Origin of the sequence: Micromonospora sp. NPDC051141 (assembly GCF_044455765.1) — a bacterium.
Lineage (GTDB): Bacteria > Actinomycetota > Actinomycetes > Mycobacteriales > Micromonosporaceae > Micromonospora.
In genome coordinates this window covers 241,445-254,482 of the sequence record NZ_JBITFD010000008.1, presented here as the reverse complement: position 1 = coordinate 254,482, position 13,038 = coordinate 241,445, and the positions used below count along the sequence as shown (strand labels likewise).

General features: G+C 72.8%; 16 protein-coding genes. 3 read left to right on the top strand and 13 right to left on the bottom strand.

Annotation, left to right across the window (positions count from 1 at the left end; translation table 11 throughout):
• Positions 1–57 precede the first annotated feature (57 nt).
• Both ACIA6B_RS17825 and ACIA6B_RS17820 read right to left on the bottom strand, forming a co-directional pair.
• Entirely contained in the window at positions 58–708 is a 651-nt protein-coding gene (locus tag ACIA6B_RS17825) for a fasciclin domain-containing protein (RefSeq protein WP_396774611.1), read from the bottom strand.
• Between the two features lie 103 nt (positions 709–811).
• A complete protein-coding gene (locus ACIA6B_RS17820) occupies positions 812–1,510 on the bottom strand; it encodes a hypothetical protein (protein ID WP_396774512.1) in 699 nt (232 codons plus the stop codon).
• Between the two features lie 151 nt (positions 1,511–1,661).
• Here ACIA6B_RS17820 and ACIA6B_RS17815 point away from each other — a divergent pair, with 151 nt between their 5' ends.
• On the top strand, positions 1,662–2,546 hold the full coding sequence (locus ACIA6B_RS17815; RefSeq protein WP_396774510.1) for an ABC transporter substrate-binding protein: 885 nt from the start codon (positions 1,662–1,664) through the stop codon (positions 2,544–2,546).
• Between the two features lie 77 nt (positions 2,547–2,623).
• Here ACIA6B_RS17815 and tatC read toward each other — a convergent pair whose 3' ends face one another.
• From tatC to ACIA6B_RS17790, 5 genes are all read right to left on the bottom strand, one after another.
• Positions 2,624–3,577, bottom strand: coding sequence for a twin-arginine translocase subunit TatC (gene tatC / locus ACIA6B_RS17810; RefSeq protein ID WP_396774509.1), 954 nt, complete (start codon positions 3,575–3,577; stop codon positions 2,624–2,626).
• Between the two features lie 20 nt (positions 3,578–3,597).
• Positions 3,598–3,942: a Sec-independent protein translocase subunit TatA gene (tatA, locus tag ACIA6B_RS17805; protein WP_396774507.1), complete on the bottom strand. Its 345-nt coding sequence runs from the start codon at positions 3,940–3,942 to the stop codon at positions 3,598–3,600.
• Positions 3,943–4,130: 188 nt separating this feature from the next.
• On the bottom strand, positions 4,131–4,379 hold the full coding sequence (locus ACIA6B_RS17800; protein WP_396774506.1) for a hypothetical protein: 249 nt from the start codon (positions 4,377–4,379) through the stop codon (positions 4,131–4,133).
• Positions 4,380–4,388: 9 nt separating this feature from the next.
• On the bottom strand, positions 4,389–5,399 hold the full coding sequence (locus ACIA6B_RS17795) for a helix-turn-helix transcriptional regulator (RefSeq protein WP_396774504.1): 1,011 nt from the start codon (positions 5,397–5,399) through the stop codon (positions 4,389–4,391).
• Positions 5,396–6,394, bottom strand: a complete 999-nt coding sequence (locus ACIA6B_RS17790) for a YafY family protein (RefSeq protein WP_281940772.1) — start codon at positions 6,392–6,394, stop codon at positions 5,396–5,398. Before ACIA6B_RS17790 ends, ACIA6B_RS17795 begins: the two co-directional genes overlap by 4 nt.
• A gap of 126 nt (positions 6,395–6,520) precedes the next feature.
• Here ACIA6B_RS17790 and ACIA6B_RS17785 point away from each other — a divergent pair, with 126 nt between their 5' ends.
• The gene (locus ACIA6B_RS17785) at positions 6,521–7,510 is read left to right on the top strand and encodes a cation diffusion facilitator family transporter (RefSeq protein WP_396774502.1); all 990 of its coding nucleotides are present in this window, start codon (positions 6,521–6,523) and stop codon (positions 7,508–7,510) included.
• A 44-nt stretch (positions 7,511–7,554) separates the two neighbouring features.
• A complete protein-coding gene (locus ACIA6B_RS17780; RefSeq protein WP_396774500.1) occupies positions 7,555–8,640 on the top strand; it encodes a DUF3866 family protein in 1,086 nt (361 codons plus the stop codon).
• Positions 8,641–8,661: 21 nt separating this feature from the next.
• Here the strand turns inward: ACIA6B_RS17780 and ACIA6B_RS17775 are convergent, their stop codons facing one another.
• The 6 genes from ACIA6B_RS17775 to ACIA6B_RS17750 form a co-directional block, all read right to left on the bottom strand.
• Positions 8,662–8,886, bottom strand: coding sequence for a hypothetical protein (locus ACIA6B_RS17775; protein ID WP_107155592.1), 225 nt, complete (start codon positions 8,884–8,886; stop codon positions 8,662–8,664).
• Positions 8,887–8,946: 60 nt separating this feature from the next.
• Positions 8,947–10,305, bottom strand: coding sequence for a Pup--protein ligase (gene pafA, locus ACIA6B_RS17770; RefSeq protein WP_107155591.1), 1,359 nt, complete (start codon positions 10,303–10,305; stop codon positions 8,947–8,949).
• Positions 10,306–10,428: 123 nt separating this feature from the next.
• Positions 10,429–11,262 (bottom strand): proteasome subunit alpha, encoded by an 834-nt coding sequence (prcA, locus tag ACIA6B_RS17765; protein WP_396774497.1) that lies wholly within the window; start codon positions 11,260–11,262, stop codon positions 10,429–10,431.
• 63 nt (positions 11,263–11,325) lie between these two features.
• Positions 11,326–12,165, bottom strand: a complete 840-nt coding sequence (prcB, locus tag ACIA6B_RS17760) for a proteasome subunit beta (protein WP_396774495.1) — start codon at positions 12,163–12,165, stop codon at positions 11,326–11,328.
• Positions 12,084–12,752, bottom strand: a complete 669-nt coding sequence (locus ACIA6B_RS17755) for an endonuclease VII domain-containing protein (RefSeq protein WP_396774493.1) — start codon at positions 12,750–12,752, stop codon at positions 12,084–12,086. Before ACIA6B_RS17755 ends, prcB begins: the two co-directional genes overlap by 82 nt.
• A 5-nt stretch (positions 12,753–12,757) precedes the next feature.
• The gene (locus ACIA6B_RS17750) at positions 12,758–12,964 is read right to left on the bottom strand and encodes a ubiquitin-like protein Pup (RefSeq protein WP_073836803.1); all 207 of its coding nucleotides are present in this window, start codon (positions 12,962–12,964) and stop codon (positions 12,758–12,760) included.
• Between the last annotated feature and the right edge of the window lie 74 nt (positions 12,965–13,038).

Sequence of the window (13,038 nt, the reverse complement as noted above, 5' to 3'; positions counted from 1 at the left end):
CGGCGACACGACGACGGCGCCCGGCACGGAGCCGGACGCCGTCGGAGGGGACGTGGATCAGGGCAGGTCGACCGGGCGCAGCACCCGGTCCACCGCGTGGGCGATCTGCTTGTTGCCCTTGTTGATGTCGTAGCGGACGACCCGCGCGTCCCGGTCGCTGGTGTCCGCGTCGACCAGGCGCACCTGCTTGCCGTACCAGCAGTGCCGCACGTCGACCTCGACGGAGGCGCCGAGCGCGGTCGACAGCTCCGCGCCGTCGGCCTTCAGCGCCGCCTTCCGGTCGATCGTGGCGCCCGGCACCACGTGGTAGAGCAGCACGTTCTCCACGGTGTCCACACCCAGGCCGGCGACCCCGTCGAACGCGGCCTTCTCGCTCGGCAGCGTCCGCGCGTGGGTGATGTCGCGGACCAGCTCGCGGAACGCGTAGTCGTTCGGCACGAACGCGGTCAGCGCGACCGTGCCGTCGGTGAGCACCTTCACCGGCGAGTTCGGCTTCGCCTCCAACACGGTCAGGACCGCCTTGGTGAGCACGTCGAAGTCCCGCGCGTTGCGGTCGAAGCCGCTCTTGTCGGCGGTGAGCACCGCGGCCAGCGAACGCGTGCCGGGCTGCTTCGCGCCGGCCTGGGCGGGCGCGGCGGCGACGGCGGTGGCCACCGCCGCGGCCGTGGCGCCCACGGCCAGCCGGGCGGCGAGACGAGCGATGTTCATCGGGGAGCCTTTCGTCGAGGCGACCAGGTCCGTGACTGTCGTCACGACCCTTGCTTCGCCCGCGCCGTCCCCGATGGATGCACCCGCGCCGCAACTCTTCCGATCAGCGCACCACCAGCCGCTTGCTCACCGACGGCACCCCGTCGCCCTTGACCTTGAGCGTCCAGTTCCCGGCCGTGCCCAGGGCCACCACCGTCTCGGCGGTGCCGTTCGGCTCCGCCTTCAGCTCGGCGACCCGCTTGCCGTCCGGATTGAGCACGTACAGCGTCCGGGCGCCGGCGGTCTTGTTGGTCACCTTCAGCGAGAGCTTCTCGCCGGGCTCGGCGATCAGCCCGTCCGCGCCGGTGAGCGCGTCACCGGTCAGTTCGATGGCGACCGCCCGGTCGTACGCGGTCTCGGCCGCGGCGCTGGCCACGTTGCCGTCGTCGGAGACGGTGATCCGGGTGCGCACCCCGTCGCCCTGCCGGCCCGGCTTGCAGGCCACCTCGTAGGTGCCGGTGGCGAGCGTGGCGCGCAGGTCGCCGGTGCGGCCCGCCGGCACGTCGGCCACCTCGGCGATCACCTTGGTGAAGCCGTCGCCCTCCCGACCGTAGACGTAGACGCCGGTGGCCTGCTGCCCCCGGTTGGTCACGGCGAAGGTCACCGCGCCGGGGGTGAACAGCGTGGTGGTGACCTCGCAGCTGGTGTCGGTGGCGGTCACCGGGACCTGCTCGCCCTTCGGCGCGGGCTCGTCGTCGCCGCAGGCGGTGAGCGCGGTGGCGGCACAGAGGACGGTCAGGACGGCGGCGGTACGGCTTTTCATCGGGGCTCTCCGGAGCGGAGGTCAGCGCGCTGACCGGGACGGGGCGTGGGACTCGGCGGAGTCAGCAGAGTCTAAGCGGGCCGGCGGTGGCGGCAAGGCCCGAGGGCGACTCGAATGTGCAGCCGCGCGCCGGCCCGGCATGATGGGCGGCATGCGTCTGGTCTCCCTGCTCCCCTCCGCCACCGAGATCGTCTACGCGCTGGGCCTCGGCGACGACCTGGTCGGGGTGACGTTCGAGTGCGAGGTGCCGCCGTCGTACCGGGCCGGCGTCACGGTGGTGGTGGGTGGTCGGGACACCCGCGGCATGAGCCCCGGCGAGATCGACGCGTACGTGCGGGAGCGGGTCGCCGCGGGCGACGACCTGTACACGTTGCACGCCGGCGCGCTGGCCGGTCTGGACCCGGACCTGATCCTCACCCAGGACCTGTGCCGGGTCTGCGCGTTGCCGTCCGGCCGGGTGGCCGACGCCGTCGACCATCTCGGCGCGCGGGCGGAGGTGATGTCGCTCGACCCGTACACGCTCGACGACGTGCTGGGCACGATCCGCGCGGTGGGCGTGGCGGCCCGGGTGCCGGACCGCGCCGAGGCCCTGGTGGACGGCCTGCGTGCCCGGCTGGCGGCGATCCGGTCGGCGGTGGCCGGCCGGCCCCGGCGGCGGGTCGCCGTGGTCGAGTGGGTGGACCCGCCGTTCGGTGCCGGGCACTGGATTCCGGACCTGGTGGACGTCGCCGGCGGCGAGCCGGTGGCCACCAGTGCGGGCGCCCGGTCCACGCCGACGACCTGGGCGGAACTGCGTGCCGCCGAGCCGGAGGTGGTGCTGGTCGCGCCGTGCGGCTTCCGGCTGGACGGGGCCGCCGACCAGGCCGGCGCGGTGGCCGGGCACTTCCCGGGCGCGGAGGTCTGGGCGGTGGACGCGGACGCGCTCATCGTGCGGGCCGGTCCCCGTCTGGTCGACGGCGCCGAGGCGATCGCCGCGATCCTGCACCCCGACGCCGTGCCGCCGCTGTCCCCCACCGCCGCCCGCCGGGTGGCCTGACCCGGTCCACCCCACCTCCCGGGACGGCGAACGCCGCCCCCGAGGAGCGGGGACGGCGTTCGGGACGAGCGGAACGGTCAGGTCATGTCGTCGTAGCGGCGCTCGATCGGCGCCGGGGCGGCGACCGGCTCGGGGGCCGCGACCGGGGCGGACGCCTCGATCCGGGCGCCGGTCGGCACCGGCTCGTTCGACAGGTCCAGCGGCGACACCTCGTCGTCGTCGATGCCCGCGTAGACCTCGCGCCCACGCCCGCGCCGTTTGTCGTTGAGGAACGCCAACCCCACCGCGCCGAAGTAGAGCGCGGAGAGGCAGAACGCCAGCGCTGTCATGCCGAACGGGTCCGGCGTCGGCGTGACCACCGCGGAGAACGCGAAGAACACGAAGATCGCCACCCGCCACCAGCTCAGCAGCCGCTTCGCGCTGGCCAGGCCGACGAAGTTGAGCATCAGCACGATCAGCGGGAACTCGAACGCCACCCCGAACAACAGGATCAGGTTGGTGACGAACCCGATGTAGCGGGTGATGTCGAGCGTGGTGGTGACGTCACCGCCGCCGGAGACGTCGAGCAGGAACTCCAGGCCCTTGGAGGTGACGAAGAACGCCAGCACCGCACCGGCCGCGAACAGCGGCGCCGCCAGGGCGGTGAAGAAGTAGGCGTAGCGCCGCTCGTGCCGGTGCAGGCCGGGCGCGATGAACGCCCAGAGTTGGTAGAGCCAGACCGGCGCCGCGATGATCAGGCCGACCCAGAGGGAGACCTTCATCTGTAGCAGGAACAGGTCGGCGGGACCGAGCTGCACGAAGTTGCAGTCGCCGTTGATCAGTCGCGCCTTGGGCAGGTCGCAGTAGGGCTTCTGCAGCAGGTGCATCACCGGCCCGGACAGCCAGACGCCGAAGCCGAAGCCGAACAGGATCGCCAGGGAGGCCCGGAACAGTCGGTTACGCAGCTCGCGAATGTGCTCGATGAGCGTCATCGAGCCGTCGGCGGCGCGCGCGAACGTGCTCGGCCCGCGCTTCTTCAACCCGAAGGCCACGGTGATGAGGCCCCTTCGGATCAGTTCTCGCGGACGCGCTGCACCGGGTCGACCGGCGGGGCGACCGGCTGCTGCGGCTGCTGCGCATACTGCTGCTGCGGCTGCGGCGCGTACTGCTGCTGGGGCTGCGCGTACTGCGGCTGGCCCTGGACCGGCTGCTGCGGCGGGAGAGGCTGGTAGCCGGCCTGCGCGTCGGCCTTCTCGGCCAGGTCACGGTCGTCGTCGTGCAGGCTCTTCGTCTCGGCCTTGATGATCCGCAGCGAACGGCCCAGCGAGCGGGCCGCGTCCGGGAGCCGCTTCGCGCCGAACAGCAGGATCAGCACGACCACGAGTACGGCGATGTGCCACGGCTTGAGGGCACCCATGGGAAGCTCCAGTCGCTCTGTGTCGGTGGTGAGGTGGGTCGCCGCCCATCGTACGTGCGTCGCAGCGGCTTGCCACCCCCGCCGGGCCCGCTGGTGCCGACCCGGTCGGTGAAGTCTCGGCCAACCCGAAGTGTCCCGTCAACCACCCGTCCCGGCGCATCCGGGTGGAAAACGGCACGCGTCAATCACTACTCCCCGCGCTTGGCCTTGATCAACGTGATCCGCTCCTGCGCGACGGTCGCCCGCGCCTGGAGCGCCTCGGCCCGCGCCTGCAACTCCTCGGCGGCCGAGCGCAGGGATTCCGCCTCGACGGCCCGGCGCTGCAACGCCACCGCCGAACGGCGCAGCCGGGGCAGCCGGGCCACCACCGGGCGGACCGCCAGGGCCAGCACGACCAGCGCGAACAGCACGACCCCGAGCACGATCCACATCACCACGCGGTCAGCCTATCGGGTGACGCCGGTGGCCGCCGGATCGGCGGTGCCGGTCGGGACCGCGTACGCGTCCAGCGCGGCGACCGCCTGCGCGCAGACCTGCTCGGCCAGCTCGGCCGGGGCCACCACGGTCGCGTCCGGGCCCAGCCCGAGCACGAACCGGCGGGCCCAGCCGAGGTCGGTGACCCGCAGCGACACCAGCCACTGCTCGCCGTCGGCCTCGACCCGCTCGCACGGATAGTATTCGGTGATCCACCGCTCGCCCCGGCCGATCCGCAGCGTGATCAACGGCAGGTCGGCCGACGGCCGGAACACGCCGTCGCGCAGGTCGTGCGGGCGGGCCTGCGGCGGCACCACGGCCCGCTCCGGCAGCTCGGTGACCGCGTCGATCCGGTCGGCCCGGAACAGCCGGACCGCCTCGGCGCGGCGGCACCACGCCTCCACGTACGCCCGGCCGCCCACCGACAGCATCCGCAACGGGTCGATGGTGCGTTCGGTGGACTCGTCCCGCGCCGGCGTGTAGTAGGTGATCCGCAGCGCCCGGCCCCGCTCGACCGCGGCGCGCAGCTCCCGCACCCGGTCGGTGTCGCCGGGCAGCAGCACCTCCACCGGCGCGCCGCCCAGGTCACCGGCCGCGCTCTCGATCTTCGCCAGGGCCCGCTCCACCGCCTCCCGGTTGGCCACCCCGGGCGTCTCGGCGAGCATCCGCAGCGCCACCACCAGGGCCAACGCCTCGTCGGGGGTGAGCCGCAGCGGCCGGTCGATGCCGGCGTCGTAGGTGATCGTCACCCGGTCGCCGTCGAACGCCATGTCGATCAGGTCACCGGGGCCGTAACCCGGCAGCCCGCACACCCAGAGCAGCTCCAGATCCTCCCGGAGCTGCCGCTCGGTCACGCCCAGGTCGTGCGCCGCCTCGGCGATCTCGATGCCGGGGCGGGCCAGCAGGTAGGGCACCAGGTTCAGCAGCCGGGCCAGCCGGTCGGCCGAGGCACGACCGGCGCGGGCCGCCGTCGGCCGCCTCACCGGGCACCCCCGGCCACCGCCAGCTCGTCGTGCCGGGCCGCGACCTCCTTCAACCGCTGGATGACCGCCTCCCGGACCTCCGGCGGCTCCAACACCCGCACGTCCGGGCCGTACCCGACGATCTGGCCGGCCAGGAACTCGGCGTCGGCGTACGGCAGCACCAGCCGGTCCCCGTCCGGCCCGGCGTGGCTCTCCACCGCCCAGCGGCGCAGCCCGGCGGCGCGGCCCGGCGTGACCAGCACGGTCGCCCGGCCGGTGCGCTCCACCGGCCCCGACCAGCGGGCCACGTGACTGATCAGGTCCACCCCGGCGGGCGGCTGGTAGGCACCCGGCTCGCCGGTCGCCCGCACCGCGCCGACGACCCGGGAGAGCCGGAAGCAGCGGGTCGCCGCGCGGTCCAGGTCGTGACCGACCACATACCACCGGCCGCGCCAACACACCACGCCCCACGGCTGCACCCGGCGGCGGGTCGGCGCGTCCCGGTCGGGCACCCGGTAGTCGAAGGCGACCTCCCGGCGGTCCCGCGCGGCGGCGGTCAGCGGCGCGAACGCCGGGTCGACCGTCACCATCGGCTCCAGACCCAGGGTGGCCTGCGGGTCCACGTCGATGCCGGCGGCACGCAGCTTCGCCAGCCCCGACGAGGCGGCGGCGGCCAGGCCGGCGTGCTGCCACAGTCGGGCCGCGATGCCCACCGCGGCGGCCTCGTCCGGTTCGAGCGGGATGTCGGGCAGCGCGTACTCCCGGTGGGCGATCCGGTAGCCCGGCTCGGCGTCGAAGACGCTCGCCGTCCCGGTCTCCAGCGGCACGCCCAGCTCCCGCAGCTCGGCCTTGTCGCGCTCGAACTTGCGCTGGAACGCCTCGTGGTCCTTGGCGTCGTCCGGGTCGTGCTCGTAGCCGGGCACGGTCGCGGCGATCTGGGCGGCGGTCAGGAAACGCCGCGTCGACAGCAGGCAGATCACCAGGTTGACCAGGCGTTCGGTACGGGTCCGGGACACGTACCGAACGCTAGCAGCCCGCGCGTCCGACGCGGGCACCCACGCGGGCGCGGCGCGCGGTCACCACCCGAGCGGCCCCTCCCGCCTCACCGCGCGGCCCGTCCGGACCGGCCATAGGGTGAGCCCATGGCGGAACCGGAAGTCAAGACCGAGAGCGTCGGCACCGTCGTGGTGGCCGGCGCGGCGAACCTCGCCATCGCGATCGCCAAGCTGGTCGCGGGCCTGCTCTCCGGCTCCGCGGCGATGCTCTCCGAGGCCGCCCACTCGGTCGCCGACACCACCACCGAGGTGCTGCTCTACCTGGCGCTGCGTCGCGGCGCGCGGCCCGCCGACCCCCGGCACCCGTTCGGGTACGGCAAGGAGAGCTACGTCTGGGCGTTCCTCGCCGCGCTGTTCACGTTCGTGGCCGGCGCCGGTTTCGCCATCACCCACGGCGTCACCACCATCCTCGTGCACGAACACACCGGCGACTACCTGGTCGCCTACGTGGTGCTGGCGATCTCGTTCGCCATCGAGTCGGTGTCGCTGGCCCGGGCCGTCCGGCAGGTACGCGGCGAGTCCCGGCGCTGGCGCACCACTCCCCGCCGCTACCTGCGGCTCACCGCCGACACCACGGTCAAGGCCGTCTTCCTGGAGGACAGCGCCGCGCTGATCGGCCTGCTCATCGCCGCCGCCGGGCTCACCCTGTCCCACCTCACCGGCGACGAACTCTACGACGGCGTCGCCTCCATCCTCATCGGCGTGCTGCTGCTGGTGGTCGCCGCGATCCTCGCCCACAGCAACATCTCGCTGCTGGTCGGCCGCGCCGTGTCCGAACGCACGCACCGGCAGATCGAGCAGGAGTTGACCGCGCTGCCGACGGTCGACCGGGTCGACACGCTGATGACCATGTTCCTCGGCCCGGAGGACATCCTGGTCGCCGCCAAGGTCGACTTCCGCGACGACGCCACCGGCGCCGAGATCGAGGCCGCCGCCGACGAGGCGGAACGCCGACTCACCGGGCGGTTCCCGGAGATCGCGTACGTCTTCCTCGACCCCACCCGGTCCCGCGCCACCGGCCGGCGCGCCCGGACCACCCAGGACGAACCGGGTCGACCCGTCGACCAGGACGCCTGACCCGCCCGTCGCCCGCCCCGCCGCCGGCCGATAGGTTGCCGGTCATGGTGCGATGGCGGTCCGGCACGGTCACGACGGTGCGACGACGGTGGGCCGGCGCCGTGGAACTCGACGTCGACCTGCCCGACGGCGCTCGGATGCGGGCCCTGGCCTACCCGGCGCTGGTCGGCGACCCGGAACCCGGCGACCGCGTGCTGCTCAACGCCGGCGCGCTGCTGATGGGCCTCGGCACCGGCGGTTACGCCCTGGTCGTCGCGCTGCCCGACCGGCTCCCCGCCGATCCGCCGCAGGCCGGCGACAGCCGCGACGCCGGGCACCTCGTCAAGGCCCGCTACACGCCGCTGCAACCGATCCTGCTCGGCGTCGACGAGGAAGCGTCCCCGCACCACGACCGGCTGGCCACCGCCGAGTCGGTCGACGGGATGCCGGTGGTCACCGCCGACCTGCACTCCGCCCTGCCGGCGATCCTGGCCGGCGTGCACGCCGACGCCCCGCACGCCCGGGTCGCGTACCTGCTCACCGACGGCGGCGCGCTGCCCGCCTGGTTCTCCCGCACCCTCGCCGGCCTCGCCGACCACCTCGCCGGCACGGTCAGCGTCGGCCAGGCGTTCGGCGGCGACCTGGAGGCCAGCACGCTGCACAGCGGCCTGCTCGCCGCCCGGCACGTGCTCCACGCCGACCTGGCGATCGTCGCCCAGGGGCCGGGCAACCTCGGCACCGGCACCCGCTGGGGCTTCTCCGGCGTCGCCGTCGGCGAAGCCGTCAACGCGGTCGCCACGCTGGGCGGACGCCCGGTCGGCTCCCTGCGGATCTCCGACGCCGATCCCCGCCCCCGGCACCGCGGCGTCTCCCACCACAGCCTCACCGCGTACGGCCGGGTCGCGCTGGCCCCCGCGGAGCTGGTCGTGCCCGACGGCCTCGACCCGGAACTGGCGGCGGACGTGACGGCGGCACTGGCGCCACTCGCGGACCGGCACCGCGTCGTCACCGTGCCCACCGACGGCCTCGACGCGGCGCTGCGCGCCAGCCCGGTCGGGCTCTCGACGATGGGCCGCGGCCTCGACGCCGACCACGCCTACTTCCTGGCCGCCGCCGCCGCCGGCCGGTACGCCGCCGCCCTGCTCGGCTGAGCCACCCCCGCCGGCCCGGCCTCAGCCGAAGAAGACGATCAGCCCGACCCAGGCCGCCACGATCACCACCAGCGCGACCGCCATCGCCCACGTCGGCACCTTGTGGTCGCCGCGACGGTTACGCGCGATCTCGGCGCGGATCTTCTCCCGTCGCCGGTCGATCCAGTTGAGCTTCTCAGCGCCGCCGTCCCGCTCGCGGCCGGAGGTCTGGCCGCGCTCGCGGCCCTGCGGTTCGGAAGTGTCCATGGCGGGGCCAGCCTACCGGGGCCGCGGCGGCCGGCACCAAGGCACCGGCCGCCGCCGCGCTCACATGCTGGCGATCAGCCGCTCCACCCGCTCGTCGTACGCGCGGAACGGGTCCTTGCAGAGCACCGTGCGCTGCGCCTGGTCGTTCAGCTTCAGGTGCACCCAGTCGACGGTGAAGTCACGCCGCTTCTCCTGCGCGTGCCGGATGAACTCACCCCGCAGCCGCGCCCGGGTGGTCTGCGGCGGCGTCTCCTTCGCCTCGAAGATCTCCGGGTCGTTCGCCACCCGGTCCACCTCGCCCCGGCGCTCCAGCAACCCGTACAGGCCCCGGCCACGGCGCAGGTCGTGATAGGCCAGATCCATCTGCGCCACGCGGGGATGCGACAGTGGCAGGTCGTGCTTGCGCTGGTAACGCTCGATCAGCTTGAGCTTGCTCACCCAGTCGATCTCGCGTGCCACCGGGTCCAGGTCACCGGTCTCCACCGCCCGCAGCACCCGCCCCCACAGTTCCACCACCCGCTTCGCGGTCTGGTCCCCGCCCCGGCGCTCCACGAACTCCGTCGCCTTCGCGAGGTATTCCTGCTGGATCTCCAGGGCCGAGACCTCCTTGCCGGAGGACAGCCGAACCTTGCGCCGGCCGGTGATGTCGTGCGACACCTCCCGGATGGCCCGGATCGGGTTCTCCAGCGTCAGGTCCCGCATCACCACGCCGGCCTCGATCATCCGCAGCACGATGTCGGCGGTGCCGACCTTCAGCAGCGTGGTGACCTCGTTCATGTTGGAGTCGCCGACGATGACGTGCAGCCGGCGGTAGCGCTCCGCGTCCGCGTGCGGCTCGTCCCGGGTGTTGATGATCGGCCGGCTCCGGGTGGTCGCCGAGGAGACGCCCTCCCAGATGTGCTCCGCCCGCTGCGACAGGCAGTAGACCGCGCCGCGCGGCGTCTGCAACACCTTGCCCGCGCCGCAGATCAACTGCCGGGTGACCAGGAACGGAATCAGCACGTCGGCCAGCCGGCCGAACTCCCCGTGCCGGGACACCAGGTAGTTCTCGTGGCAGCCGTACGAGTTGCCGGCCGAATCGGTGTTGTTCTTGAACAGGTAGATCTCGCCCGCGATGCCCTCGTCGTGCAGCCGCTTCTCCGCGTCGACGAGCAGGCCCTCCAGGATCCGCTCACCGGCGCGGTCGTGCGCCACCAGATCGGTCACCGAGTCGCACTCCGGCGTCGCATATTCCGGATGCGAGCCCACGTCCAGATAGAGGCGGGCTCCGTTACGCAGGAAAACGTTGCTCGACCGGCCCCACGACACCACCCGCCGGAACAGGTACCGCGCGACCTCGTCGGGGGAAAGCCGGCGCTGCCCGCGATAGGTGCAGGTGACGCCGTACTCGGTCTCGAGGCCGAAGATTCGCCGCTCCATGATGAGACATTAGCCGCCCGGAGCCCCCGATGGGCAGCGCCCGCCGTCAGCGACGTACGCCGGGACCCCGGACAGCGACGAACCCCGCCACCTCAGCGAGGTGGCGGGGTTCGGAAACCGGCGTCACTCGCCGGGCGCGTCCTCCCGGTTGCCCTCCAGGTCGGCCGAACCCGCCGACGTGGTCGGCTTCTTCGCCTCCTCGGTCGGCGCCGTCGGCGTCTTCGCCCGGCCCGGCGCCGGCGCGACGTCCGCCTCCGCGTCGCCGTCGAGCAGCGCGGTCAGCGCCGCGCCGGTGATCCGCCGGAACGTCCGGCCCACCCGGCGCCGGTCCAGGACCGCCACCTCCAACTGGTTCGCCGCGATCGTCCGGGCCGCCCCGCCCTCACCGCCGACGCTGCTCAGCGCCTTCATCGCGGCGCGTACCGCCTCCGACAGCGACATCTCCGGCCGGTGCTCGTTCTTCAGCACACCGGCGATCGCCTCGGACTGGCCGCCCATCGCCATCCGGCCCGGCTCGTCGTTGACCGAGCCGTCGTAGGTCACCCGGTAGAGCGAGTCGTCGTCCGGTGAGGCAGCGACCTCGGCCACGCAGATCTCCACCTCGAACGGCTTCGACTGCTCGGTGAAGATGGCGCCCAGCGTCTGCGCGTACGCGTTCGCCAACGCCAGCCCGGTCACGTCGCGCCGGTCGTAGCTCAGGCCGTTGAGGTCGGCCATCCGCACGCCGGCGCGCCGCAGGTTCTCGAACTCGTTGTACCGGCCGACCGCGGCGAAGCCGATCCGGTCGTAGATCTCGCTGACCTTGTGCAGCGTGCTGGACAGGTTCTCGGCGACGAAGAGCACCCCGCCGGCGTAGCTCAGGACCACCGCGCTGCGGCCCCGGGCGATGCCCTTACGGGCCAGCTCGGAGCGGTCGCGCATGATCTGCTCGGGCGAGGCGTAGAACTGCATGGCCACGGCGGCGGTTCTCCTTCGTACCTGTGGTGCGGGACTGCTGACTCGGTGGACGTGCGAGCGGGGTCAGCCGCCGGGGTTCTCCATCCGGCCGGACACCACGCTCTCCGCGATCGCCGCCGTCTCGGCGTCGGTGAGCCGGTGGGTGCCCTCGGCCGTCGCGGTCATCACGACCGGGTAGATCCGCCGGGTCAGGTCGGGGCCGCCGGTGGCGGTGTCGTCGTCCGCGGCGTCGTAGAGCGCCTCGACGGCCAGCCGCGTCGCGTCGTCGACCGACAGGCCGGCCCGGAAGCGCTTCTTCAGCGCAGACTTGGCGAACAGCGAACCGGAGCCGATCGCGTCGTAACCGGTCTCCTCGTAGGGGCCGCCGGTCACGTCGAAGCTGAAGATCCGGCCGGCCCGCGCCGGGTCGCTCGCGGCCAGGTCGAAGCCGGCGAACAGCGGGATCACGGCCAGGCCCTGCATGGCCGCGCCCAGGTTGCCCCGGATCATCGAGGCCAGCCGGTTCGCCTTGCCGTCGAGCGAGAGCATCGCGCCCTCGATCTTCTCGTAGTGCTCCAGCTCCACCTGGAACAGTCGCATCAGCTCGATGCCGATGCCCGCCGTGCCCGCGATGCCGACAAGCGAGTACGCGTCGGCCGGGTGCACCTTCTCGATGTCGCGCTGGGCGATCAGGTTGCCCATGGTGGCGCGGCGGTCGCCGGCCATGACCACGCCGTTCGCGGCCGCGATCGCCACGATGGTGGTCGCGTGCGGCGCCAGGTCGGCGGCCATGCCGGGCGGCAGCGGCCGACGACCCGGCAGCATCTCGGGAGCCGCCTTGCTCAGGAACGTGGTGAAGGAGGACGTCCCCGCGTTGGTGAACACATCTGGAAGACGCCCGGATGGATCAAAACCCGCTGCCACGTGGTTCCTCTCAGGTACGTGATCGCCCTGGCCAGACTGTCGGGACTGTCCCGGAACTGACCAAGGCCACCGTTGCAGTTGAAGCAGAGTATCCCGCGGACCCATCCGGTGCGATGATCGTGGTCCAGATGTTCCGGATCGGGACGCCGGCAGATCGCGCACACGCCGCCCTGCTCGGCCAGGAGCTCCTGGAACTCCTTCTCCCCGACTCCGTAGCGGCGGCGCAGGTGGTACTCGCGACTGCCGCCGTAGAGCCGCTGCTTGCTCTCGTTGCCCCGTGCGATGTGGCAGGGCTTGCAGTAGCTGTGGCGACCGCTCGCGTTGGTGGTTCGAGGAAACTCCTCGACCGGCTTGATCTGCGCACAGTCGGGGCACCACTTCAGGCCGTCCGCGACCGGCACTGCAGCCTTCTTCTGCGGGGTGATCCCGCGCTTACGGCGGCTCGCCTCCGAGCGCGCGAGTGCGCAGGTCTTGCAGTAGAAGGCCAGGCCATCTGGCCGCCGCCGGTTACGGTGAAACGCCGACGCCGGCAGCGACCGACCACACTGGGGGCAGGGCTTGTCCGAAGCCTGCGGCAAATCGGACATAAGCCTCATTGACCCCCTTTTTGTACGTATCCCCTCACGAACTCTTCTGCGTTCTCCTCCAGGACGGAGTCGATCTCGTCGAGCAGGTCGTCGACGTCCTCGGTGATCTCGGCGTGCCGCTCGGCCACCTCGGGGTTGGCCTGCGCGGTGACCTCCTCGACCTCCTCGTGGGACTTGCCGGACTGGGTCTGACCACCCTCTTGCGTCGCCATGGTGGTGCCTCCTCCACGATCGCCTGCGATCAACTTACCTCGCGCGGGCGACGAAAAGCCCGCCGCGCGCCGGG